Source organism: Streptomyces sp. NPDC107654 (assembly GCF_055639035.1).
On the sequence record NZ_JBVKBI010000007.1, the window covers coordinates 60,506 to 84,793 of the forward strand.

Consider the following 24,288-nt stretch of genomic DNA (forward strand, 5'->3'; position numbering starts at 1 on the left):
GGTCACCCTTCTCGTACCGGCGTCGCGGTTTCCCACACCGCCTCGAAGCTGCTGGCGTAGGTGTCGAACATGCCGCCCTTCCCGCTGCGCCGGAGATGCCACACGGGAGCACCGTAGGCGTTCACGCCCCAGACATGGGCATTGACCAGTGCCTGGTCATCTGCACGATAGATCGAGTTGTAGAGCGTGGTGGCATGGGTGCGCACCTCGATGCCAGGTACCCCGGCAAGCGGGCGGTAGTGCATGAGGGCGAGTCGGCAACGGGACTCGATCCCGTGGCCGAACCTCTCCTCCGCACCGCGCTGTTGCACATTCGTACTGTCCGGGTCACCGATCGCGATACGGACCACACATCCCTCGTACGCTCGCTCTCGCAGGAGGTCGTTGAGCCGCGGGTACGCCTCGTGCAGGAAGACAGCGGCGTACACCAGCACGTCGATGTGCTCGCGCGCCTGGGTCAGCATGTCCACGAAGGTGGACACGGGGATGTCCGCCCGCTGGTCGTAGAGAGCCACGAGTTCCGGACTGACAGCGCGGGCAGGGCGTGCCTGCCGGAGCGCGGGCCATAGAGCGTGCACGTCTTCTCCTAGTATTTCCGCTGCCAGCATGGCCGTGGCCCGGCGCGGCGTACGCCCCAGATTGACCCATCGTTCAACGGACTTGGGGTCGACTTCGACCTTGTCCGCAAGGGCGGCGTAAGTCCAGCCGCCGGCCGCCATGGCAGCACGTAACCTCTCGTTCGGCATCCCAATCTCTCCTAACAGCCGGGGACGGCACTAGGGACGTTCTACCCGACGCGGGACGTCCCGAAGTGGGGTTTGTCGGAGGTTCCGACGTCCTGATGAGCGGCAGGATGCTCGTCCGCATGGCGAGCAACCAGCAGACCAGACCAGGCATCGGTGAACTGGCGAAGGACACTGCCAGTGGACGTATCGGCGTCGTCATGGGCGAGATCGGCGCCCGGGTGCAGATAAGGCCCGTCGGCGGCGGCGTCGAGTGGGATGCCTTGCCGGACAACGTGGTGGCCCCGACTGCGCGGGAAGAACTGAGCGCCCGCCTGGCCATCAAGAACGGCAACAGCCGGGACGGCCTGTGATGCGCGCCATCGGCCAGTATGCCGGGGTCCTGTTCATCATCATGATCAGCGGATCGTGTGGCCTGGTGATCGGCATGGCCCTCGGAACCAGCCAGTAGACCGGCCGCCCCGAACGGGGTGCCACCTTCCCTGGCTCCCCCTTCCCCGTTCGGGGTCGGCCTTCCATCCGCTGGTCGCCATAGGCCGTGCCTCGGCGACCGACGCATGCGCAAGTGCCAGAGCACAGCGACACTCAAGGAGTATTCGCATGACGGCAACGGCCAACGACCAGAAAACCGGTCGCGCGGTGGCTGGTGAGGAACTGTTCGACAGCCTCACCCACTTCGTGATCGTCCACAACGGGCAGTCCCGCGAACGGGCCGAGCGGATCGCGGACCAGGCGGTGGCCTTCGTGGTCACCGCCGCGACCGCGACCGTCCCCATGGTCCCGTCCGACGACGTGGACCTCGGTCTGCACGCACTCATCCTGCACACGAAGGAGTACGCCGCGCTCTGCGACCGGTACGCGGGCCGCTTCCTCCACCACAACCCCATGCCGGGCGGAGGGCCCCGTGACCCGAAGAAGGTCACCGCGTCCGCACACGCGATGAAGGCGGCCGGGTTCATGGTCTTCGACGACCTCTGGACCATGGACGGCACGAACCTCGCGCAGTGCGACGCGGACTGCGGCCGTCCGTACGGTCAGGCGTAGCGACACGACACCAGCGACGCGGCCGGCCTCGATGCGGGGTCGGCCGCGCCGCCCGGAAGGAGAACAGACGTTGTCCGGGAGACCCCCTGAACTGCCGATCGTCGTGCTCGACGCACTGATGCCCAAGGCTCAGCGCCTGGTCGTCAATCGTCGGGGCTCGATGGTCTGGGAGGTCGAGAGCCATCGGGGGCAGTACGCCGTGAAGGTCGGTTACCCGATCGAGGCCACGGCCGACTGGTCCGCACAGCCCTGGACGGCACTTGCCCCCGCGCGCGAAGGGGCCGTGCTGTACCGACTCGGCCTCGATGACTTCGCGTACGGCGAATGGGAGCTGGGCACCTGGAACTTCCAGCCGTGGCACGAAGGGCCCGACCTGTACGAGCTGTGGAAACCCTGTCGTGAGCCGGACTCTCGTACGGAACCTCATCCCGGCGCGGCCCTCGGCTGCGTAGAGGCGCTGGCCGAGCTACATGGCAAGGGCTGGGCCCACGGCGACGTGCAGCCCGCACACTTCATCATCGGCCCGGATCGCACGCACCTCATCGACCTGGCCTTGGCGCGCGGCGGACACGTCCCCGAGGGGTACGACTTTCCGTTCCGCGGCTGCCTCGTCCACTACGAGGCGCCGGAGATCGCGCGCAGCGTGCTTGCGACCGGAGAGGCGCAGCCTACGCAGGAAGCGGACATCTATGCGCTCGGCGCGTCCCTGCTCATTTCCGCCACGGGCTGGCGGCCCGTCGAGTACCCGGACGACGCACCGCGCCCCGAGCAGAGACAAGCCGTCGCGAGCGGCAAGCGCCGGCCCGTGAAGGTGCATGGCGAGCTGGGCGAACTGATCGACGCCATGCTCAGTCCGGCGCCCGAGGACAGGCCCACGATCTACGAGGTCGGTAAGGCCCTGAGCTGAGCCATAGATCCACAAGCAGAAGACCGGACCACCCCTCCGCCTGGACAGCATTCAGGGTGGCCCGGTCGCGGAGTCCCTGGTCAGGACCCCGGTGCCGATGGTACCGGGGCGGTTGGCGTGCTCGTATGCGGGTGCTGCTGGAACCCCGCTCCCTCGTTGTCGAGTTGGAGAGGATTTCTGACCTGAGCCACCGAAAGTCAGCCACGACGGCGGATGCGCCGAACGAGCACCCGTCACGTGTGTTTCCAGCGACCACCCGCCGGCCTCGACCACGCTTCTTCAATGCGTCATGGTCCTCGGTCCCATTCCGGCCGGAGCGTTGTCAGCGCTGCATGACGCATGGGCACCGCATGCGGCTCTGCGGCCCATCCGGCTCGGAGCGGTGGCCGGTTGGGCGGTGTGGTCACGCATGGTCAGCGGCGGCCTGGTCCTGGTGCTCGGGGAGGTCGGGTTTCCTCCTGGCCTGGTCGACAGCCTTGGCGGTGCTGCGCGCTGAGCGGCGGGGGGCCGCCGGAGCGGTGGCGGAGACAGGGAGCGGCGGCGGCCACGGGCCGCCAGCGCGCGCGGCCCGCCGCAGGCGGGGCGCCTTGATCCAGTAAAGAAACTCTGAACAGCTCCGCTGCGCTGAGCCCTGGCCGGGCGTGCGGCCACGCGGTCCCCACCTACCCACCCGTTCCGCAGCATCGACACCTCTATGGCGCTTATAGCCGCATTGGTTCCTGTTTGTTCTGACGGTCGGCGGACTCTATCCACAGGCAGGGGATTACAAGATGCCGTGTGTGCGGGTGGGCAGAGCTGACTTTTACCCGGCCACTGTCACACCGACTGGCTATCCGGCACCTGTAGCACACGAGGGCGGGCCTCCGCCCTGCCCGGAGTCGAAGATGGAGGAGTGGGGTGGATCGCGGGATCGGCTGTCACACCGATGCAAACTTCACAACGAAGAACGGGACCCCCATCGAGCCGCGGAACCTGAACCGGTCCTTCGAGGCGCTGTGCGCTCGCGCCGGAGTCCGTAAGGTCCGCTTCCATGACCTGCGCCACACCTGCGCTTCCCTGCTCCACGAACAGGGCGCCGACGCCCGAATGATCATGGAAGTCCTGGGCCACAGCTCCATCCGCGTGACCATGGACATCTACACCTTCGTACGGCTCGACTCCCAGCGGTCCGCCTTCGACCGCGTCGGCGACGCACTGAGGGGTGACGGCAACGGGCCGGACGATGATGACGGCCCGGCCGGTGTACTCGTGGCCGTCTGATCGGTCCCGCTCCCGCCCTCGGAGGCGGTTGCCGTCAAGCACTGCCGTCAAGGCAAAAGCCAGAGGCCCTGTGGATCGCTCCACAGGGCCTCTGGTCTGTTGTGCACTCGGCAGGATTCGAACCTGCAACCTTCTGATCCGTAGTCAGATGCTCTATCCGTTAAGCTACGAGTGCTTGTTCTTTTGTTTTGCCCCCGCTCCCGGTCCTTTCGGCCCGCTCGCGGCGACAGGAAGAACATTACATGACTGCCGCCGTCATGTGAAATCCGATCCGCACACCCCTTGTGACCTGCGAAAACGTCCAGAGTCCCGGGGAAGCGACCCGGAGCCGGGGAACGCCGAAGCCCCGGTCCTGGGGACCGGGGCTTCGGGATCGGGGCGGAGGCGGAGGGATTTGAACCCTCGATGGGCTTTAAGGCCCAAACCGCATTAGCAGTGCGGCGCCATAGACCGGACTAGGCGACGCCTCCAGCACAACCGCTCACGCGAGCGCGCGATTGGTGCGTGCAGATGATGACACAGTCGAGCACCGCGTCACCAATCGCCCCCCACGGTACTAGGCACTCGGGCCGCAGGGCAAAGGGCTTCGCCCGGCGGGGCGGGAACCGGAGGAGGGCCGAGGGAGGGGTGGGGCGCAACGTCTCCGCCGGATCCGCGTTGGACGGGGCATGGTCTCTGTGCTGCCGGGCGCCGGACGGCGCCTTCTGCTGACATCCCTGTGCGCCGTCGCGCCCCTCGTCCCCGTCGTCCCCCTCACCGCCGTGCCCGCCGCCGCGGCGGGCGCCCTGCCGCCGCCCGTGCGGCCCGAGGACCAGGGGGACCACCTCACGGTCGTGGTCCGGCACGCCGGTGCGGGGCGGGACGGGACGTACCGGGTGTCCTGCCACCCCAGCGCCGGACGGCACCCGGACGCCGCCGGGGCGTGCCGGGTGCTCGACGCACGGACGCGGTGGGGCCGGGACCCCTTCGCGCCGGTGCCCCCCGGCAGCGCCTGCACCATGATCTACGGCGGCCCGGCCACCGCCCGGGTCACCGGGACCTGGGCCGGACGCCCGGTCGACGCGTCGTACGACCGGGGCGACGGGTGCGAGATCGGACGGTGGGACCGGATGGTGCCGCTGCTGCCGGAGATGGGCGCGTCCGCGTAGGGAGCCGCCGTACGAGGCAGCCTCTCGGCTCGGTGGGAGCCGCGCAGTGGGAGGCTGCGGGACGGCCGTACCAGGGAGTCCCGTGAGGGAGCCGTGAGAGACGGCCGTACGGGGGAACCGCGCGACGGAGTCGTGTGCGGGAGTCGCGCCTTGGCGGACGCATTGGTTCCGTAAAGGTCCGGGGGAGGTCTCGGGGAGTCGGAGCATGCGGTCATGCGTTCGTCGTCACTTCGTCGTGGGACCTCCCCCTCATCCGGCGCCGCGAGCGCAACCCATGCCCTTAGACTCCCTCGCGTGACACGTCGCGGGCCGGTTGGCAAGATGGCCCGAGCGGTCGGCAAGGTGCGGTAACAGGGAGGAAGGCGTCTCGTGAGCAGCAGGCCATCCCGAGGCGCTGCTCGCCTCGCAGCCATACTCGACGCGCTGCCGGACGCGTTGGTCCTGGTCAACGCCAACGGAACCGTCGTCAACGCCAACACCATCGCGCTGGAGGCCTTCGAGGCGCCCGGTACGGCTCTCGTGGGGCGCGGGCTGCTCGATCTGCTGCCCGAGTTCGACTCCCGGCTGATCCCCGGGTCCATGCGACGCCCCGATCACATGGATCCCACGGGACGGACCAAGCCGACCCGGATGGTCGCCCGGCGGACCGACGGCAGCGAGTTCCCGGTCGAGGTCACCAGCGCGAACCTGGAGAGCGGCCAGCAGGCGTACGACGCTTACGGCTACACCGGCGACGAGCTGCTGATGATCGTGGTCCGGGACCTGTCCGGGACCGTCGACACCGAGGCGGAGCTGGCCCGCTCGCAGCGGCAGACCGAGATGATCCTGCGGGCGGCCGCGGAGGGTGTCGTGGGCACCGACACCGACGGGCGGATCGTGCTCGTCAATCCGGCCGCCGCCCAGATCCTGGGCTACCGGGCCGGTGAGCTGGGCGGCAAGGAGCTGCACACGCTGGTGCTGCACTCCCGCGCCGACGGCACTCCCTTCCCGTACGACGAGTCGCCGCTCGCCGACACCCTGCGCTCCGGGCGCAAGCACCGGGTGCGCGGGCAGGTGCTGTGGTCCAAGGGCGACAAGAAGGTTCCGGTCGATCTGACCACCGCGCCGGTGCGCGACGGGGACCAGCTCGTCGGCGCCGTGATGACCTTCACCGACCGGCGGCCGTACGACGCCCTGGTCGAGGAGAAGGCCGCGCTGGAGAAGGCGCACGCCGACGAGCTGGAACGGCTCTCCGAGGAGCACGCCTCCGACCTGACCGCGCTGCGCCAGCAGCACGTCACCGAGATCGAGGAGCTGCGCGAGCAGCACGCGGAGGAGCTGGCGGCCGGCGAGGAGCGGTACGCCGCGCTCGCCGAACGCGAGAAGGACCGCTACGAGGCCCTCGCCGGGCGGCACGAGCAGCTGCTCACGCTGCTCGGCCGGTCGCTGCGCGGGCCGCTGGACGAGCTGCGCCGCGAACTGTCCGCGCTCGCCGCCGACGACGCGGGGCAGCTGTGGCCCGAGGCCAACCAGGTGCTGCACCACCTCTCCGCCGGGTACTCGCGGATCACGGCCCTGATCGACAACGTGCTCGGCTACCAGCGGCTGGACGCGGGCAGTGAGGACATCACCCGTACGAAGGTGATGCTGGACGCCGTCGTCGCCGCCGGTGTGGACGGGGCCGTCGAGCTGATCGGGCCGGGACGGGTGCAGTTCGCCGTCCACGCGCCGCCCATCGAGGCCGAGGTCGACCCGCAGCGGCTCGCCACCGCGCTCGCGCATCTGGTGGCGGATGTCGCCGGGGTCGACGCCACCGGCAACACGCCCGTCTCGGCGGGCGGTTACCTGGACAACACCGTCGTCGTGGCCGCGGCGCAGCGCGGTGAGGTCGCGCGCATCGAGGTGCGCGGGCCGTACTCCGGCGGCGATCCGGTGCACGAGCCGATCGTGCGCGGGATCGTGCGCGCCCACGGCGGTGTGCTGCAGACGCACGAGGTGCCGGGCATGAGCGGCAGCGCGTACGTCCTCGAAGTACCGCTCGGCGGCGGGGCCGGCGCGGTCACCGGTGTCCCGGCCGGCGCCGCGGTGCAGCTCGCCGACTCCGGTGAGGTCGTGGCGGACGACGCCGGCACGACCGCCGAACAGGCCGTGGAACAGGCCGCCGGCGGTCGGCGGCGGGGCCGGCGGCCCTCCACGGACGCCTTCCTGGAGAGTGACGTGGCCGGCGCGGCCGACGCCGGTGAGGCGCAGGCGCCCGTACCGACCGGGCGGCGCCGACGGCGCGCCGCCGCGCCCGTCGAGGCGGCTGCCGCGGCCGAGGCCGAGGGCGCGGAGACCGGCTCCGGCGGGACCGGACGGCGCCGCGGCCGGCCCGCCGACAGCGCCGGTGCGGACACGGGCGAGGGCGAGGGTGTGGCCGAGGGTGCGGTGGTGACCTCGGCCGAGCAGGGCGTGGCGGCCGCCGCCTCGAACACCGGGCTCGGTGGCACCGTGCCGCCGCAGGGCGTGCCCACGCCGACCGGCCGGCGCGCCCGCCGCGACGCCGACGCCCCGCAGGCCGCCCTGCCGCCGGCACTCCCGGCAGCGGGGGCGCGGGGCGTTCCGGGTACTCCGGGTGTCCCTGGTGTGTCGGGTGAAGGTGCCTCGGCGGCTCCTCCGCAGGCCGAGGCGGTCCCGGGCGAAGGCGCGCAGCCGACCGGACGGCGCCGTCGGGCGCTGGCCGCCGCGGCCGAGCGGGCCGCGGCCCAGGAGGCGGGCGCCGCGCGTACGGTCTTCGCCCTGCCGCCGGCCGAGGCCGACCGGTCCCCGGACCCCACGGCGCCCGCGATCCCCGCCATGGCCGTTCCGGTGGCGCCGGGTGCGAGCGCGCCCGTGGCTCCGGACGCCGGGGGCCCGGTGGCTCCCGTGGCTCCGGACGCCGGGAACCCGGCCGTTCCCGACGGCGCACCGCAGGCCGGGACGGCCCCGGTGCCTGGTCGGATGCCGGGTCAGCTGCCCGGCCAGGTGCAGGTGCCCGCTCAGATGCCGGTGGCCGTGGCGGCCGTCCCGGGAGACGACGGCCGGCACGACGCCGTACCGCTCGACCAGGCCGAGGACCACACCCCGCCGCAGCCGCACCCCACCAGTGCCCCGACCGGCCGCCGGCGCCGGGCCGTGGCCCAGCCGGTGGCCCCGGGCACGCCCGCGCAGACCCCGCCGCAGCCCCTTCCGACCCCGGCCGCACCCGGCCAGGCCCCCGTACCGCCGGCTGCCGGCCAGGCACCGCACGGTGTCCCGGCGCAGGGTGCCGCCGGGCAGGGCGCCCCCGTCCAGGCCGGTCCCGTACCGTCGCCGGGACAGCCGACCGCCCCGGCCCAGCCGGCCGCCCCGGCCCAGCCGCCGGTTCCCGGTGCCCAGCCCGGCGCCCCGGACCAGCAGGCGGCGGCCCACCCCGCGGTTCCCGCCCAGGCCCCGCACGCCCGGGCCGTGCCCCCGCAGATCACGCCGACGCCCACCCCGGCGGCACCCGCCGCTCCCGCAGCACCCCCCGCCCCGGACGCGCCCGCACCCGCGCCGGTCGCACCCGCGCACGCCACGCCCCCGCACGGCACGGTGGCGCAGCCCGCGCCCACCCCGCCGGCGCAGCAGCCGTCGGCCGTACCCGCCCGAACCCCGCAGCCTCCGGCCGCACCCGCCCAGGCGCCCCAGCCCCCGGCCGCCGCCCAGCCGGGCACCCCGCCCGCCGGTACCGCCGTACCGCCCCCCGGCGCGCTCCCGCTGCCGGCCGAGGCCGGAACCGGACAGGTGGCCGTGCCGCCCGCCGGCGGCCAGGCGGCCGGTGTCCCGCAGCAGTGGCCCGGTGCCGGCGCGACCGCCGGTACCGCGACCACCCCGGCCCCGGCAACCGGTACCTCCGCGCCCGGCGTTCCCGCCCCCGGCACCCCGCCGCGGGCCGCGATGCCGTTGCCCGCGGAGGCCGCGGGCGGTGTGCCGGTCGACCCGGACTCGACGCAGGGACGGGCGATCAGCGTCCGTACCCTCGGGCAGGGCGTGCCGTTCGCGCGGCAGGCCGTCCAGGTGCAGCAGCCGACGGCGACTCCGCCACCGCACGCGCCGGGCGGTTCGGGCCGGCGGCGCAAGCTGGGCACGCCCCCCGACCCGGCCACCCGCCCGGATCCGCAGCCGGACCAGGCGGCCCGCCCGCACCCCCCGACCGAGCCGACGCCCGCACCGTCGTCGCTGCCCGCGCAGCCGTCCGCACCACAGGCGGCACCGCAGGCCGCCCCCGCGCCCGGCGCGGCGCCCGTGCCGCAGCCCTCGCTCGGCGGGCAGTCCCGGCCGGCCGCCGGCACCGAGGGGGCCGGGCGGTCGTACGCCATAGGCGCCCCGGAGCCCGACGCCGCCGAGGGGCCGGAGCCGCTGGACGGTCCCGGTGGGGCCGTGGAGGTGGCGGACCCGCCGCGTCCGCAGCCGATGGACGACGAGCTGCCCCCGGAGCCGCTGGACAACCCCCGTCGGCTGCTGGTGTGGCCCGCGCCGGACGTGACGACGCAGCAGGCGCTCAGCGACCGCGGCTACCGGCCGGTGATCGTGCACTCGCGCGAGGAGGTCGACGCCCAGATCGCGGCCTTCCCCGCCGCACTGTTCGTGGACCCGCTGACCGGGCCGATCACGCGGACGGCGCTGCAGTCGCTGCGCCAGGCCGCGGTGGCCGCCGAGGTGCCGGTGCTGGTGACGGCGGGACTGGGGCAGGCGACGCGCGAGGCGGCGTACGGTGCCGACCCCGCCGTACTGCTGAAGGCGCTGGCGCCCCGCGACAGCGAGCAGCATCCGCCGCGGGTGCTGCTCATCGAGGAGCACGCGGAGATCGCGCTGGCGCTGACCGCGACGCTGGAGCGGCGCGGGATGCAGGTCGCGCGGGCCGCGAACGACAACGACGCGGTGACGCTGGCGGGGCAGTTCCGGCCGAACCTGGTGGTGATGGACCTGATGCAGGTGCACCGCCGGCGGCCCGGGATCGTGGACTGGCTGCGCGCGAACGGGCAGCTCAACCGCACGCCGCTGGTCGTCTACACGGCCGCCGTCGACCAGGCCGACCTGCCGCGGCTGGCCTCGGGCGAGACGGTGCTGTTCCTCGCCGAGCGGTCGACCAGCGGTGAGGTGCAGGGCAGGATCGTGGACCTGCTGGCCCGGATCGGCACGAACTAGCGGGCGACCAGCCTGCGCGCCGCCTCCTTCACCGAGGCGCGCAGGCGGTCGCGGTCGGCGCTCTCCGCGCCCACCAGGATGCGCTTCATCTGCGGGACGACCGACGCCCAGTTGGCCACGGCGATCAGCAGGAACATCAGGTCGCGGGCCGGGAGGGCGTCGGTGACGACACCGCGGTCCTGGCCGTCCTGGAGGGTCGCGACCTTCCGGCGGTAGTGCTCCTGGCGTTCGGCCTCGTCGGGCAGCTCGGTGGTGGTGCCGTACTCCAGGCCCTCCCAGAAGAGCAGGCGCACCACCTCCGGGTGGGCCTCGTGGTAGTCCATGAGGCGGTCGATCCAGCCCTCGATGTCGTCCGGGTCGACGGGGACCGCGGCGGCCAGGTCGAGCATGGCCTTGCCGAGGACCCGGCCGAACAGCTCCGCCTTGTTGCCGAAGTAGGCGTAGATCAGCTGCTTGTTGGCCTTGGCCGCGGCGGCGATGCGGTCGATGCGGGCGCCCGCGATGCCGTGCCGGGCGAACTCGGCGACCGCCGCGTCGAAGATGCGGGCCTTGGTGGCCTCGGGGTCCCTCACTGGTGCCATGGGGACAGGGTAGGCGCGCCCCGGCCGGTAACCAACTGTTTGGTTGACGGGGAATGCCGAACGGGTGCAGTCTGTTCCTCGTTACAACCAACCAGTTGGTTATGTGAGTCGGCTCCAAGGAGTACATCCGTTCATGCCGTCAGACACCCGCACCCGCCAGACGCCCGCGGTCCCGGCCACCGCCCGCGAGCGGTCCGCCTCCGGCTCCCTGTTCCTCCTGCTCATAGCCGTCTGCACCGCCGTCACGGCCGCCAACATCTACCTCGCGGCCCCGCTGCTGCCCCTGATCGCCCACGACTTCGGCACCGTCCCCTCGGCCGTCGCCTGGATCGCCTCGGTCGCCCAGCTCGGCTACGCGGCCGGTCTGCTCTTCTTCGCCCCCCTCGGCGACCGCGTCGACCGTCGCCGGCTCGTCGGCGGGCTCTCCGTGGCCACCACGGCGGCGCTGCTCGTCGCGGCCGTCGCCCCGGGCGCCGCGGCCCTCGCCGCCGCCGTGTTCGTCGCCGCCGCGGCCACCGTCGTACCGCAGCTGCTCGTGCCTCTGGTCGCCGCGCGGGCCCCGGCCGACCGGCGCGCCCGGCATGTCGCGGCCGTCATCGCCGGGCTGTTCACCGGCATCGTCGCGGCCCGGGTCGTCGGCGGTCTCGCCGGGCAGGCCTTCGGCTGGCGCTGGGTGTTCGCCGGGTCCGCGGTGCTGACCCTCGCCCTGGGGCTGGCCACCGCGCTGGCCCTGCCGGCCGAGCGGCGGGAGCGCCGGGGCGGGCTGTTCTCCGGCATCGCCGAGCTGCCGGGGCTGCTGCGCCGCTCGCCCGACCTGTGGCGGGCGTGCGTACGGCAGGCGGGGATGTTCGGCGCGTGGAGCGCCCTGTGGACCTCGCTGGCGCTGCTGCTGACCGGGCCGGGTTACGGCCTGTCCACCGCGACCGCCGGGCTCTTCGGCCTCTTCGGCCTGACCGCCAGTGCGGTGGCGCCGCTGGCCGGCGGCCTGGTGGACCGGTTCGGCGCGGCGAAGGTGGTAGGCGCCGCGTATGTGCTGGCCGCCGTCTCCGTACCGCTGTTCTGGTTCGGCGGGCAGGTGCTGCCGGCGCTGTTCGCCGCCGCGGTCGCGATCCACGCGGCCCTGGTCGCCTCCCACGTCGCCAACCAGACGCTGGCGCTGACCACGACGTCCACCCCGGCCACCGCCAACACGGCCTACGTCGTCTCCGGCTTCGCCGGCGGCGCCCTCGCCTCGGCCGTCGCCGGCCCCGCCTTCGGCCACTGGGGCTGGGGCGGGGTGTGCGCGGTGGCGGGGGTGTGGCTGGTGCTGGGGTGGACGTCGACGGTTCGGGGCGGACGCCGGTGACGGTCGCGGCCGTCAGAGACGGAGAGCGCCAGAGACGGAGACCATCCGGGACGCAGGCCGCCAGAGACGGAGACCGTCAGAGACGCAGGCCACCAGAGACGGAGACCGTCAGAGACGCAGGCAGTCAGAGACGGAGACCGTCGAAGGCGGAGGCGGATCATCAGGGACGGGCACCGTCAGAGGCGGGTGACGTCCAGCCGGCCCTCCGCGTACTCCCGCCGCAGCACCTTCTTGTCGAACTTGCCCACGCTGGTCTTCGGCACCGACTCGATGACCGTCCAGCGCTCGGGCAGCTGCCACTTGGCGATGCGGCCCTCCTCGGCGAGGAACGTGCGCAGGGTCTCGAAGTCGGCGGTCGCGCCGGGCCGCAGTACGACCGTGGCCAGCGGGCGCTCCCCCCACTTCTCGTCCGGTACGGCGACCACGGCGGCCTCGGCGACGTCCGGGTGGGACATCAGCGCGTTCTCCAGCTCGACCGAGGAGATCCACTCGCCGCCGGACTTGATGACGTCCTTGGCGCGGTCGGTGAGGGTGAGGAAGCCCTCGGGAGAGATGGTGCCGACGTCACCGGTCCGCAGCCAGCCGTCCTCGCTGAACTTGTCGGCGGGGCAGAGCGGTGCGGCGTCCGGGCCGTTGTAGTAGGCGCCGGCGATCCACGGGCCGCGCACCTCCAGCTCGCCCGCCGACTCGCCGTCCCAGGGCAGGTGTTCCCCGTCGGGGCCGACGAGCCGGGCCTCGACGGAGGCGGGGAAGCGGCCCTGGGTGACGCGGTAGGAGAACTCCTCGTCGGTGCCGACGGCGTGGGCCGGCGGGCGGGCCACCGTGCCCAGCGGGGAGGTCTCCGTCATGCCCCAGGCGTGGCAGACCCGCATGCCCAGCTCGTCGAAGGCCGTCATCAGCGAGGGCGGGCAGGCCGCGCCGCCGATGGTGACCTGGGTGAGGGAGGAGACGTCGCGTGGCCGTGCCTGGAGTTCGCCGAGCAGGCCCTGCCAGATGGTCGGGACGGCCGCGGCGTGGGTGGGCCGTTCACGCTCGATCATCTCGGCGAGCGGGGCCGGCTGCAGGAACCGGTCGGGCATCAGCATGTTCACGCCGGTCATGAAGGTGGCGTGCGGCAGCCCCCAGGCGTTGACGTGGAACTGCGGGACGACGACGAGCGAGGTGTCCTGGTCGGTCAGGCCCATCGACTGGGTCATGTTGACCTGCATCGAGTGCAGGTAGATGGAACGGTGGCTGTACACCACGCCCTTGGGGTCGCCGGTGGTGCCGGAGGTGTAGCACATGGCGGCGGCCTGGCGTTCGTCCAGCTCCGGCCAGTCGTAGTGGGTGGGCCGACCCGCGATCAGCTCCTCGTACTCGTGCACCCGGGCGCCGGCGCCCGCCAGCGGTGCGCGGTCGCCGGGCCCGGAGACGACGACGTGCTCGACCGTCGGCATCTTCGGCAGCAGCGGCGCGAGCAGCGGGACGAGGGAGCCGTTGACGACGACGACCTTGTCGGCCGCGTGGCCCACGATCCACACCAGCTGCTCGGCGGGCAGCCGCAGGTTCAGTGTGTGCAGGACGGCGCCCATGGACGGGATCGCGAAGTACGCCTCGACGTGCTCGGCGTTGTTCCACATGAGGGTGGCCACCCGGTCGTCGCCGCTCACCCCCAGCTCGTCCCGCAGGGCGTGCGCCAGCTGGGCGGCGCGGGTTCCGATCTCGGCGAAGCCGCGCCGGTGCGGTTCGGGCTCCCCGGTCCAGGTGGTCACCTGCGACGAGCCGTGGACCGTCGACCCGTGGGTCAGGATCCTGGAGATCAACAGCGGTACGTCCTGCATGGTGGCCAGCACGGAGTCCTCCCGGGCGACATTGCCTTCGCGGTGGTCCTACGCGGGGGTAGGGGTGCGCTGATTCTGCGCACATACCACGCGGTATGTCACTAGGGGGTACGTCACTGAGGTGACGGGAACCCCGGTCAGCGGGCCAGCACCAGCTCGGGATCCTCCCGCAGCTTGCCCAGCGCGCGCGACACGGCCGACTTCACCGTGCCCACGGACACACCGAGCACCTCGGCGGTCTGGGCCTCGCTGAGGTCCTCGTAGTACCGCAGGACGACCATCGCCCGCTGGCGGACCGGCAGCCGCAGGACCGCCTGCCACATCGCGTCGTGCAGCGCCTGCCGCTCGGCCGGGTCGTCGTGGCCGGGCGCGGGCTCCGGCTCGGGCAGCTCGTCGCAGGCGAACTCGTCGACTCTGCGCTTGCGCCACTGCGAGGTCCGGGTGTTCAGCAGTGCCCGGCGCACATAGCCGTCGAGCGCCCCCTGGTCCTCGATGCGCTCCCAGGCCACGTAGGTCTTGGCGAGCGCGGTCTGCAGCAGGTCCTCGGCATCGCTGGGGTTCGCGGTCAGCGAGCGGGCGGTGCGCAGCAGGACCGGCTGACGGGCCCGCACGTAGGACGCGAACGACGGGTAGTGGGTGCGGGTCTGCCGCGCGGGTGCGGCGGCGGCCGAGGCGCTGGTGCAGACGGGTGTGGTCATGGCTCCACGCTAGGAGCGGGACCCACCGCCCGGGATCGGCCGCAGGTCCCGAAGCGGAGTCCCCCTCAGGTTGTAGGGGTGGGGCCGGCTGCACCTCCTGAAGGTGGAGCGCGGCCTCGTCCCGTCTGCGGGTACGACCCCGAGACGCACGGGTACGGCCCGGAGGTCCAGGGATACCGCCCTGAGACGCACGGGTACGGCCCGGAGAATCAGGGGTACCACCCTGGGGTCCGCGGGCACCACCGGAAGACCCACGGCTGGACCCCGGTACACCCATGAGGGTCACGGCGGGCATCCCCGGGGGAGGTCAGCCGTCCGCCGTCAGGACCAGGCCGGACGTCGGCACGCCGGTGCCGGCCGTCACCAGGGTGCGGGACGCGCCCGGGATCTGGTTGACGGCCGTGCCCCGCAGCTGACGGACCGCCTCCGCGATGCCGTTCATACCGTGCAGGTACGCCTCCCCGAGCTGGCCCCCGTGGGTGTTCAGCGGCAGCCTCCGCTCCGCCACGAAGTCCGCCGCCTCGCCCCTGCCGCAGAACCCGAACTCCTCCAGCTGCATCAGCACGAACGGGGTGAAGTGGTCGTAGAGGATGCCCACGTCGATGGCGTCCGGGCCGAGACCGCAGGTGCGCCACAGCTGGCGGGCCACCGTACTCATCTCCGGCAGGCCGGTCAGGTCCCCCCGGTGGAAGCTGGTCATCTGCTCCTGGGCCCGGCCCGCGCCCTGGGCCGCCGCCGCGATCACGGCGGGCGGGTGCGGCAGGTCCCGGGCCCGCTCCAGGGAGGTGACGACGACCGCCTGTCCGCCGTCGGTCTCCTGGCAGCAGTCCAGCAGCCGCAGCGGCTCGGCGATCCAGCGGGAGGCGGCATGGTCGGCGAGGGTGATCGGGCGGCCGTGGAAGTACGCGGCCGGGTTGGTCGCCGCGTACGCCCGGTCCACCACGGCCACGTGCCCGAAGGCCTCCGGTGCCAGGCCGTAGGCGTGCAGATAGCGCCGGGCCGCCATCGCCACCCAGGAGGCCGGGGTGAGCAGCCCGAACGGAAGCACCCAGCCGAGCGCCGTGCCCTCCGCCGACGGCTCCCGGTGCCGCACCCCCGCGCCGAACCGGCGGCCCGACCGCTCGTTGAACGCCCGGTAGCAGACCACCACCTCGGCCACGCCCGTCGCCACCGCGAGCGCCGCCTGCTGGACGGTGGCGCAGGCCGCCCCGCCGCCGTAGTGCACCCGCGAGAAGAAGGACAGCTCGCCCATGCCGCACGCCTGGGCCACGGTGATCTCCGGGCTGGTGTCCATGGTGAAGGTGACCAGCCCGTCCACGTCGGCCGGTGTGAGCCCCGCGTCGTCGAGCGCGGCCCGTACCGCCTCCACCGCGAGGCGCAGCTCGCTGCGGCCGGAGTCCTTGGAGAACTCGGTGGCCCCGATGCCGGCGATCGCCGCGCGCCCGCCGAGGGTGTCGCGGCGGCGCAGGCTCATCGACCGGCCTCCGGCACCGTGGTCTCCGGGACGACGGCCTCCACGACCGCGATCTCCGGAACCACGGCCTGCGTGACCGCGATCTCCGGAACCACGGCCCGCGGGACGGCGGCCTCCGCGACCGTGACCGTCACCGTGCCCGTCACATGGGTGCCGAGGCCGTTGGTCCCGACGACCCGGACCACGGCCGTGTCACCGTGGACCTCCTCGACGCTGCCGGTCAGCACCATGGTGTCCCCCGGATGGTTGGGCGCCCCCAGCCTGATGGCGACCTTGCGGAGCACCGCCGTGGGGCCGAAGTGATCGGTGACGTACCGGCCGACCAGGCCGTTCGTCGTCAGGATGTTCATGAAGACGTCCGGCGCGCCCTTCTGCCGGGCCAGCTCCGGGTCGTGGTGCACGTCCTGGTAGTCCCGGGAGGCGATGGCGCCCGCCACGATCAGGGTGCGGGTCACCGGGATCTCCAGCGGCGCCAGCCGGTCCCCGGCCCTCACCGCTCCACCGCCCGGAACACCGGCAGCGTCAGCTCCTCGTCGTACGCGCGGAACTCCAGGCGCACCGGCAGCCCGATGCGCACCTTGTCGTACGGCACCCCCACCACGTTGCTCACCATCCGCACGCCCTCGGCGAGCTCGATCAGACCGACCGCGTACGGGGGGTCGAAGGCCGGGAAGGGCGGGTGGTGCAGCACGACGTACGAGTGGACCGTGCCCTCGCCGCCCGCCTCCACCGTGTCCCACTCGGGGCTTCCGCAGGCGTTGCAGCCCGGGAGCCACGGGTGGCGGAGGGTGCCGCAGCCCGTGCAGCGCTGGATGAGCAGCCGGTGTTCGGCCACGCCCCGCCAGAAGCCGGCGTTGTCCCGGTTGACCACCGGGCGGGGGCGGCGCGCCCGGGGTGCTGCGGAGGCGGGGGCGTACTTGAGGATGCGGAAGCGGTGGGTGCCGGCCGGCTCGCCGTCCACCCGGACCTCCATCCGGGTCGTGACGAAGTAGCCGGTGCCGAGCCTCGTCGTCTTGCGGCCGGAGACCTCCTCGACGACCGTGTCGAACACGATCTCGTCGCCCGGCCGCAGGGGCCGCAGGTACTCCTGCTCGCAGTCGGTGGCCACCACGGCCGTGCAGCCCGCCGCGTCCAGCAGGCCGAGGAGTTCGTCGTACGCGCCGGTGCGGCCCTGGTGTCCGCTCAGGCCGCCCATCGTCCAGACCTGGAGCATGGTGGGCGGGGCGATGGCGTCCGGGCCGGTGTAGGCGGGGTGGGTGTCGCCCAGTGCCTCGCACCAGTGCCGGATCATCGGCGCGTTCACCGGGTCCTTCCCGGTCCCGGAGGCGGCGGCCGGCCGCCCCTCGAACTCCTTGAGCCGCGCGCCCAGTTCGTCGTACGTCCGCTCCTCGCGCACCGCCACCCCCTGACGTCGGGAACGATTTCTGACTGTCCGTCAGATTACCGGGAGTGTCAAGGTCACCGTCGGACCCCGCACTGCGCGAACCGCACGCTTCCCCGGCCGGGGCCGGCCGGCCCGCCCTTCTCCGCGGGAACGCCGACGCGGCGGCGCCGAGGCACCGCCGCGCAGACGTCGTGCGACCCTGAAGCACACCCCGCGAGGACCCTCGTCAGGAGGGCCCCCGCCCGAGGCTCACCACAGGTTCACGAAGTCGACGCGGACGTTGTCGTTGCCCTGCTGGACGGCCGCGAACGCGGAGCCGTCGACCTGCGCGGTGTTGCTCTGGTTCGAGGCTCCGGAGCCGACCGCGTTCTGGTTCGTGGTGGCCGAGTTTCCGGTGTTGATGCCGCCGACCCCGCTGCCGAGGACGGCCGCCACGCCCGCGTTCGATCCGTCGTCCGCGATGGCGCCGTTGTCCGCCGCCGCGACACCGGCGAAGAGGGCGGCTGCGAGTGGGAGGGCGGAGACGGCGGCGAGAACGCGAGCGGTACGGATACGTGCCATGTGTTCCTCCAGAACCAAGCACTCAGCGGCCCGAAGGCCGGGAGTTCGTGAACTGTGGTTGGTGTCGAGGCAGTTGGCCGACCGCCTTGACAGTCGTGGACGACGTCGCGCCACCAGAGTTGCCCACCGAATCCCCGGCGAACCGTCTCGGAAGCCGCGATTAGCACGTAAGCGTGAGGACAAGTCGATAAACCCCTATCGCCACCTTTTGCCGCTTCGCCCCCCCATGCGGACCGCCTCCCGCATCCCTCCCCTGAGGCAACACAAGGGATGAATCGTTCCGGCACTTTTCCGACCACCCCCGCCCACACCGGCGTGTCACCCCGTGCCGCCCTTCCCTTTTTCGAACGTACGTACGAACATGGTTCCATGGCCACCACCGACCGGCAGGCCAGGACGCTGGCCCTCGCACACGCCCTGTCAGCCGCCGAACGCGGTCTGGCCGTCATCCCCCTGTCCCGGACGAAGCTCCCGGCCCTGCGCTCCCCGCACCACGCCGACCCGAGCCCGGGTCCGGCCGGACGCCCCTGCCACGGTGAGTGCGGACGCTTCGGCCACGGCGTGTACGACGCCTCCACCGATCCGGTCCGCATCCGCGCGCTCTTCGCCGCCGCGCCCTGGGCCACCGGCTACGGCATCGCCTGCGGACTCCCCCCGTACCGCCTGATCGGCGTGGACCTGGACACCAAGTCCGGCACGGACTCCTCGGCCGCCCTGCGCGAGCTGGCCCTGCGCCATCTGTTCACGATCCCGGAGACGGTCGTCGTCCTCACCCCGAGCGGCGGACGGCACCTGTGGCTGACCGGCCCGCCGGACACCGTCGTACCGAACTCGGCCGGCCGGCTCGCCCCCGGCATCGACATCCGGGGTGCCGGCGGCTATCTCGTGGGCCCCGGCTCCCGCACCGACCACGGCGTCTACACCACCGCGCCCGGCACCGCCCACCTGCCCCCGGCTCCCTGTCCGCCGTCCCTGCTCCGCCTGCTGCTGCCCCCGCCCCGCGCGCCGCACCCCGCCTCGGCGGCCCATCCGCCGACGGGCGGCCACGGGCAGGGACTGGTCCAGTTCGTCCTCGCCGCGCACGAGGGGCAGCGCAACACCCGCCTGTTCTGGGCGGCTTGCCGGGCTTACGAGAGCGGCATCGGGCCCGCCCTCGTCGCCCCGCTCGTGGCCGCGGCCCGCGACACCGGGCTGACCGAACGCGAGGCCCGCGCCACCATCGCGTCGGCGGCACGGCTGACCGGGCACCGGCCGTGAGCATGCCTGTGGGGTGAAGGCCGGGAAGGCCTTCACCCCACAGGGAACGGACTGACGGATCACTCACCGGCGTCGGCGGCCCCGGCGTCACCGGCCCCGGCGTCCGCGGCCGGCTGGTCGGCGGACTGGCCGCTGGACTGGTCGGCGGACTGGTCCGCGCTCTGGTCCGCGTTCTGGTCGGCGGACTGGTCCGCGTTCTGGTCGGCGGGCGCGTCGGCGGGCTGGTCCGCGTTCTGGTCGGCGTTCTGGTCGGCGGGCGCGTCGGCGGGCTGGTCCGCGTTCTGGTCGGCCGGCTGGTCGGCCGGCTGGTCCGCGTTCTGGTCGGCGGGCACGTCGGCGGGCTGGTCCGCGCTCTGGTCGGCGGGCACGTCGGCGGGCTGGTCCGCGCTCTGGTCGGCCGGCTGGTCGGCGTTGTCCTGGGCCGGGGCCTGGTCCTCCTGCTTCTTCTGCTCGTCGTCAGCCTTCTGCTCGTCGTCGGCCTTCTTCTGCTCCTCGTCGGTCTTCTTCTGCTCGTCGTCAGCCTTCTTCTGCTGGTCCTCCTGCTTCTTCTGCTCGTCGTCGGTCTTCTTCTCGTCGTCGGCCTTCTTCTCGTCGTCGGCCTTCTTCTCGTCGTCGGTCTTCTTCTCCTCGTCAGTCTTCTTCTGCTCCTCCTCCTTCTTCTTCTGATCCGCCAGCTTCTCGATTCCCTTCTCGTCCTTGAACTGGTTGCCGTTGTTGATATTGATTCCGCCGTTGAGGATGCCGTTGTTGGTGATGTTGTTGGTCTGGTTGTTGGTGATGTTGACGGTCTGGAAGAAGTTGATGTTGTTGAGGCTCGGGGCGAGGAAACGCGGCTTGTTGTCCTTCTCCACGAAGAACACCTTGTGGTGCTTGTCCCAGAAGAACTGCTGGTTCCGGTACCAGCAGGAGTACCTCGAGTCCTTGGAGTGCTTCTTGTGCCACTTCTTGTCCGTGCAGAGGTTCTTGTGGTGATTCTTGTGGTGCCCCTTGCCCGGTGCGGAGGTGACCACCGCGGAATCCGGCATCGGGGCCGCGAGCGCCGCGCCGGCCGGGATCACGACGCCGCCGACGACGGCGGCCGAAGCGGTGATCGTCGCCAGGGCCAGAGCACGGTTGCTGCGGACTCGGTTCTGCTTGCGGATGCTGCGGATCATGGCTCTCCTCGTGAAGTGAAAGACGCTTTTCACGTCCCGGTGCCTCGTGTTCCTGGGGGGTTTCCGGTGAGGCCCGCACTTCAAGTAGGCCGGAATCCGGCAACAGGGTCACGCTCCGAGGATTCGGGACTTGACGAAGCGGAAAGCGGCGGTTATTAGAGGAGCGCAGCGCAGCACAACGGCCCCTGACCATCTCTCCTGGTCAGGAGCCGTTGATCACGCGGTGGGTGGGGGATGTGAACCCACGGTGGCTCGCGAGCAGGGGCTTGCCGCCGGGCGTCGTCAAGAGGAGCGCGTCATCTCCACCGGGCACTGCTCCAGGTGTCGGCCGAGGGGCGTAGCCCACGTCGGGCCAGCCCGGAGAAGCCGCTTCTGATGTGACTTCGGCGTGTCGAAGACCAGGGCGCCGTTGGCTTCCGCCAGGTTCTCATCGACCAGGACCAGACCGCCGGACACGTCGATGTCCACACGCCGCAGGGCGAAAGCCTCGCCAACTCGCAGACCCGCGTACGCAAGGAGCGCGATCAGCAGGTCATGCGGCTTGGTCGCGCTCCGCACGATCCGGGACGCTTCGAGCGGTGTGAGGAGGTGCGGCTCCGTCCGGGGCAAAAGCCAGATCGAATTTGCCAACTCACTGGATTGGGTCACCATGAGCCAGGCAGCACAGAGAACCCGCCCCTGCCGAACAGGTTCCTAGGCGTGCACGGCAGGAGCGGGTTTCGAACCTCTAGGAGGCCCAATAATGAGTGTGGCCCTTGCCCCGTGGGACCTGTCAAACCACGGGCGGAAGCAGTACCCGATCATCGTGATCGTCCTGATCCTGATCGCGTGGCCGCAGGCTGGTCTGGCCGCCTCGGCCTACGCCAACGCCATCGCTCTCGCACCCCTGCTAGTTGCTTTTGGCGGCTCAGTGTCCAGGTTCGGTCGCAACGTCTGACCGTGCCCCTACCGCGCCCGATGGACCGGGAACTCACGGGGAACCACGGTTACGAGCGGGCACCGCGTACGACGAAGGCCCCCGACCAATGTTCCTGGTCAGGGGCCTTCAACCTGCGCGGTGGGTGTGGGATTTGAACCCACGGTGACTCGCGCCACGACGGTTTTCAAGACCGTTCCCTTAGGCCGCTCGGGCAACCCACCTCGCTCCGTCCGGCCGGGACGGAGCGGGTACAGCGTACCGGGCTCCCTCGCGTGTGCGGGGCGGGGCGGGTCAGTTGTCGCCCTGGCGGGACCCCAGCGTGAGGTCCACCGTGTGCTCCTGGCCGCCCCGCTTGTAGGTGATCACCACCTTGTCGCCCGGCTTGTGGGTCCAGATCTCGCCGATCAGGGTCGGACCGCTGTCGATCACGTGGTCGTCGAGCTTGGTGATGACGTCGCCGGGCTTGAGGCCGGCCTTGGCTGCGGGGCCGCCCGCCTCGACCGCGGCGGCGCCGCCCGTGCCCTGGTCGGTGATCTGGGCGCCGTCGGTGGACTCCTCCAGGGAGACGGACGCGCCGATCTTGGCGTACACCGGCTTGCCGGTCTTGATCAGCTGCTGGGCGACGTACTTGGCCTGGTTGATCGGGATGGCGAAGCCCAGACCGATCGAGCCGGACTGGCCGGTGCCGAAGCCGCCGCTCCCGCTGGACTGGATCGCGGAGTTGATGCCGATGACCGCGCCGGAGGCGTTCAGCAGCGGGCCGCCGGAGTTGCCCGGGTTGATGGACGCGTCGGTCTGCAGCGCGCTCATGTACGACGCCTTGCTGCTGGAGCTGCCGTCGCTGGAGGCCACCGGGCGGTTCTTGGCGCTGATGATGCCCGTGGTCACCGTGTTGGACAGCCCGAAGGGGGCGCCGATGGCGATGGTCTCGTCGCCGACGGCCACCTTGTCGGAGTCACCGAGGGCGAGCGGCTTGAGGTCGGACGGCGCGTTCTTGAGCTTGATGACCGCGACGTCGTAGCCCTGCGCGTGGCCGACGATCTCGGCGTCGTACTTCTTGCCGTCCGGGAACGTGGCCGTGAGCTTGCCGCCGTCCACGGCGTCGGCCACCACGTGGTTGTTGGTGACGATGTGGCCCTGGGTGTCGAAGACGAACCCGGTGCCCGTGCCGCCCTCGCCGTTGTTGCTCTCCGCCTCGATGGTCACCGTGCTGGGCAGCGCCCTGGCGGCCACGCCCGCGATCGTCCCCGGCGCGCGCTTGACCTGCGTGGCGCTGTCGCTCGCGGAGACGGTGGTGGAGCCGCGGTCGTCCCGGTCCTTGGCCAGGGTGTAACCGAGGCCGCCGCCCAGGCCGCCCGCGACCAGCGCGGCCACCAGGACCGCCGCCACCAGTCCGCCGCGTCCGCTGCGCGGCTTGGGGGCGGGCTGCTGGTACGAGGCACCCCAACCGGCACCCGGGCCGCCGGTGCCGCCGTCACTGTAGGCCGGGGTGGCCGGCGGCGGCCAGGAGCCGTCGGGGGCCGGGCCGGGCTGCGGCGGCCCCTGGTACCCCGGGCCGTGGTCCGGCGCCGCGGAGGCCGCCGGGGCCGCGGGGGCCTCCGGGGGCACGGGCGGGAGCGGAGCGGTCGGTGCGCTCCCCACGGGCGCGGGGCCCTGCGGGGAGACGGCGGGAGAGGCCATCGGCACGGGAGGTGCGGACGGCGCCGGGGGTACCGCGTTGCCCTCGTTCTCGGTGCTCACAGGTCTTCTCCTCGGTCCACGCCTGTTGTCGTCGATAACACTGGTCTGCAGTCAAGCACTGGTCTGCACTCAGCTTTTCCCACTGGCCGTCAGAGCACGATAAGCCGTTGCTGTGGGTTCGACGGTCTTCTTTATATCGGTTTATATAGGATCTTCGAGGCAAAGGTCTTATCCACGGGTGCAGTGCCGCCCCGTGTACCCGGCGACGGTGGCACCATGACGCGGTGACCCACGCACGACAGCATGCCCTCCAGGTCGTCGCCCACCGGGGCGCGTCGGAAGACGCCCCCGAGCACACCCTCGCCGCCTACCGGAAGGCGATCGAGGACGGCGCGGACGCCCTGGAGTGCGACGTACGGCTGACCGCGGACGGCCATCTGGTCTGCGTCCACGACCGGCGGGTGAACCGTACCTCCAACGGCCGCGGCGCGGTCTCCGCGCTCGAACTGGCCGATCTCGCCGCCCTCGACTTCGGCTCCTGGAAGACGCGCGAGGCCTGGCGCGGGCGGGACGAGGAGCCCGACTGGGAGCACCGTCCCGAGGACCGCGAGGAGACCTCCGTCCTCACCCTGGAACGGCTGCTGGAACTGGTCGCGGACGCCGGACGGCGGGTGGAGCTGGCCATCGAGACCAAGCACCCCACGCGCTGGGCGGGCCAGGTCGAGGAGCGGCTGCTGACACTCCTGAAGCGGTTCGGACTGGACGCGCCGGCCTCCGCCGCCGAGTCGCCGGTCCGGGTCATGAGCTTCTCCGCGCGTTCGCTGCACCGCGTGCGCGCCATGGCGCCGACCCTGCCGACGGTCTACCTGATGCAGTTCGTCTCGCCCCGGCTGCGCGACGGCCGGCTGCCCGCGGGCGTGCGCGTGGCGGGCCCCTCGATCCGCATCGTGCGCAGCCACCCCGCCTACGTGGAGCGGCTGAAGCGATCCGGCCACCAGGTCCACGTCTGGACCGTGAACGAGCCCGAGGACGTCGATCTCTGCGTCGGACTGGGCGTGGACGCCATCATCACCAACCGCCCGCGCGCGGTGCTGCGGCAACTGGGCCGCTGAGCGGACGGTCCGCCACCCGTCCCGTTCCGGCGCGT

Annotated in this window: 19 protein-coding genes, 3 tRNA genes and 2 pseudogenes; 10 read left to right on the forward strand and 14 right to left on the reverse strand. The window is 72.2% G+C overall.

The features are described from left to right. Positions 1–2: 2 nt before the first annotated feature. A complete protein-coding gene (locus tag ACZ7N4_RS14760) occupies positions 3–746 on the reverse strand; it encodes an XRE family transcriptional regulator (RefSeq protein WP_471358156.1) in 744 nt (247 codons plus the stop codon). Positions 747–853: 107 nt separating this feature from the next. On the opposite strand from ACZ7N4_RS14760, the gene ACZ7N4_RS14765 reads away from it, so the two are divergent. The 4 genes from ACZ7N4_RS14765 (at position 854) to ACZ7N4_RS14780 (ending at position 3,954) form a co-directional block, all read left to right on the forward strand. Further along, complete coding sequence (locus ACZ7N4_RS14765; protein ID WP_029393047.1) at positions 854–1,096, forward strand: hypothetical protein; 243 nt, start codon at positions 854–856, stop codon at positions 1,094–1,096. A 247-nt stretch (positions 1,097–1,343) separates the two neighbouring features. Next, a complete protein-coding gene (locus ACZ7N4_RS14770) occupies positions 1,344–1,787 on the forward strand; it encodes a glycine-rich domain-containing protein (RefSeq protein ID WP_471358159.1) in 444 nt (147 codons plus the stop codon). A gap of 70 nt (positions 1,788–1,857) precedes the next feature. Continuing rightward, entirely contained in the window at positions 1,858–2,694 is an 837-nt protein-coding gene (locus tag ACZ7N4_RS14775) for a protein kinase domain-containing protein (RefSeq protein WP_471358162.1), read from the forward strand. A gap of 897 nt (positions 2,695–3,591) precedes the next feature. Beyond that, on the forward strand, positions 3,592–3,954 hold the full coding sequence (locus ACZ7N4_RS14780) for a tyrosine-type recombinase/integrase (protein ID WP_471358164.1): 363 nt from the start codon (positions 3,592–3,594) through the stop codon (positions 3,952–3,954). A gap of 102 nt (positions 3,955–4,056) precedes the next feature. Here ACZ7N4_RS14780 and ACZ7N4_RS14785 read toward each other — a convergent pair. Together ACZ7N4_RS14785 and ACZ7N4_RS14790 are read right to left on the reverse strand one after the other, a co-directional pair. After that, positions 4,057–4,129, reverse strand: a tRNA-Arg gene (locus ACZ7N4_RS14785). A gap of 204 nt (positions 4,130–4,333) precedes the next feature. After that, positions 4,334–4,424, reverse strand: a tRNA-Ser gene (locus tag ACZ7N4_RS14790). Positions 4,425–4,622: 198 nt separating this feature from the next. Between ACZ7N4_RS14790 and ACZ7N4_RS14795 the strand changes: the two genes are divergently transcribed. Both ACZ7N4_RS14795 and ACZ7N4_RS14800 read left to right on the forward strand, forming a co-directional pair. Then, positions 4,623–5,102, forward strand: a complete 480-nt coding sequence (locus tag ACZ7N4_RS14795; protein WP_471358167.1) for an SSI family serine proteinase inhibitor — start codon at positions 4,623–4,625, stop codon at positions 5,100–5,102. Positions 5,103–5,471: 369 nt separating this feature from the next. Continuing rightward, positions 5,472–10,268: a hybrid sensor histidine kinase/response regulator gene (locus ACZ7N4_RS14800; protein WP_471358170.1), complete on the forward strand. Its 4,797-nt coding sequence runs from the start codon at positions 5,472–5,474 to the stop codon at positions 10,266–10,268. Here the strand turns inward: ACZ7N4_RS14800 and ACZ7N4_RS14805 are convergent. Beyond that, entirely contained in the window at positions 10,265–10,849 is a 585-nt protein-coding gene (locus ACZ7N4_RS14805) for a TetR/AcrR family transcriptional regulator (RefSeq protein ID WP_471358173.1), read from the reverse strand. The two genes, ACZ7N4_RS14800 and ACZ7N4_RS14805, sit on opposite strands and share 4 nt — an antisense overlap. Before the next feature lie 133 nt (positions 10,850–10,982). Between ACZ7N4_RS14805 and ACZ7N4_RS14810 the strand changes: the two genes are divergently transcribed. Next, positions 10,983–12,194, forward strand: coding sequence for an MFS transporter (locus ACZ7N4_RS14810; protein WP_471358175.1), 1,212 nt, complete (start codon positions 10,983–10,985; stop codon positions 12,192–12,194). Positions 12,195–12,370: 176 nt separating this feature from the next. Here ACZ7N4_RS14810 and ACZ7N4_RS14815 read toward each other — a convergent pair whose 3' ends face one another. From ACZ7N4_RS14815 to ACZ7N4_RS14840, 6 genes and pseudogenes are all read right to left on the reverse strand, one after another. Beyond that, positions 12,371–14,026 carry a long-chain fatty acid--CoA ligase gene (locus ACZ7N4_RS14815; RefSeq protein WP_471358178.1) on the reverse strand — a complete coding sequence of 552 codons (1,656 nt, stop codon included), beginning with the start codon at positions 14,024–14,026 and terminating at the stop codon, positions 12,371–12,373. Between the two features lie 125 nt (positions 14,027–14,151). Next, the gene (locus tag ACZ7N4_RS14820; RefSeq protein ID WP_471358181.1) at positions 14,152–14,712 is read right to left on the reverse strand and encodes a SigE family RNA polymerase sigma factor; all 561 of its coding nucleotides are present in this window, start codon (positions 14,710–14,712) and stop codon (positions 14,152–14,154) included. A gap of 307 nt (positions 14,713–15,019) precedes the next feature. Then, positions 15,020–16,186 (reverse strand): lipid-transfer protein, encoded by a 1,167-nt coding sequence (locus tag ACZ7N4_RS14825; protein WP_471358183.1) that lies wholly within the window; start codon positions 16,184–16,186, stop codon positions 15,020–15,022. Between the two features lie 107 nt (positions 16,187–16,293). Next, a pseudogene (locus ACZ7N4_RS14830) lies at positions 16,294–16,680 on the reverse strand (MaoC/PaaZ C-terminal domain-containing protein); the annotation flags it as partial. Continuing rightward, positions 16,677–17,582, reverse strand: a complete 906-nt coding sequence (locus tag ACZ7N4_RS14835) for a bifunctional MaoC family dehydratase N-terminal/OB-fold nucleic acid binding domain-containing protein (protein ID WP_471358185.1) — start codon at positions 17,580–17,582, stop codon at positions 16,677–16,679. The pseudogene ACZ7N4_RS14830 and the gene ACZ7N4_RS14835, both read right to left, overlap by 4 nt. Before the next feature lie 237 nt (positions 17,583–17,819). Beyond that, positions 17,820–18,131, reverse strand: a complete 312-nt coding sequence (locus ACZ7N4_RS14840) for a hypothetical protein (RefSeq protein ID WP_471358187.1) — start codon at positions 18,129–18,131, stop codon at positions 17,820–17,822. A gap of 369 nt (positions 18,132–18,500) precedes the next feature. On the opposite strand from ACZ7N4_RS14840, the gene ACZ7N4_RS14845 reads away from it, so the two are divergent. Then, positions 18,501–19,388, forward strand: a complete 888-nt coding sequence (locus tag ACZ7N4_RS14845) for a bifunctional DNA primase/polymerase (protein ID WP_471358189.1) — start codon at positions 18,501–18,503, stop codon at positions 19,386–19,388. A 59-nt stretch (positions 19,389–19,447) separates the two neighbouring features. Here the strand turns inward: ACZ7N4_RS14845 and ACZ7N4_RS14850 are convergent, their stop codons facing one another. Together ACZ7N4_RS14850 and ACZ7N4_RS14855 are read right to left on the reverse strand one after the other, a co-directional pair. Then, positions 19,448–20,542 carry a hypothetical protein gene (locus ACZ7N4_RS14850; RefSeq protein WP_471358191.1) on the reverse strand — a complete coding sequence of 365 codons (1,095 nt, stop codon included), beginning with the start codon at positions 20,540–20,542 and terminating at the stop codon, positions 19,448–19,450. Between the two features lie 259 nt (positions 20,543–20,801). Beyond that, positions 20,802–21,151, reverse strand: a pseudogene (locus ACZ7N4_RS14855) (tyrosine-type recombinase/integrase); the annotation flags it as partial. Between the two features lie 133 nt (positions 21,152–21,284). On the opposite strand from ACZ7N4_RS14855, the gene ACZ7N4_RS14860 reads away from it, so the two are divergent. Then, positions 21,285–21,479 carry a hypothetical protein gene (locus ACZ7N4_RS14860; RefSeq protein WP_471358192.1) on the forward strand — a complete coding sequence of 65 codons (195 nt, stop codon included), beginning with the start codon at positions 21,285–21,287 and terminating at the stop codon, positions 21,477–21,479. 118 nt (positions 21,480–21,597) lie between these two features. Here ACZ7N4_RS14860 and ACZ7N4_RS14865 read toward each other — a convergent pair. Beyond that, a tRNA-Ser gene (locus tag ACZ7N4_RS14865) sits at positions 21,598–21,682 on the reverse strand. Between the two features lie 70 nt (positions 21,683–21,752). Beyond that, complete coding sequence (locus ACZ7N4_RS14870) at positions 21,753–23,201, reverse strand: S1C family serine protease (protein WP_471358194.1); 1,449 nt, start codon at positions 23,199–23,201, stop codon at positions 21,753–21,755. A gap of 224 nt (positions 23,202–23,425) precedes the next feature. Between ACZ7N4_RS14870 and ACZ7N4_RS14875 the strand changes: the two genes are divergently transcribed. After that, the gene (locus ACZ7N4_RS14875) at positions 23,426–24,253 is read left to right on the forward strand and encodes a glycerophosphodiester phosphodiesterase (protein WP_471358196.1); all 828 of its coding nucleotides are present in this window, start codon (positions 23,426–23,428) and stop codon (positions 24,251–24,253) included. The last annotated feature ends 35 nt before the right edge of the window (positions 24,254–24,288 follow it).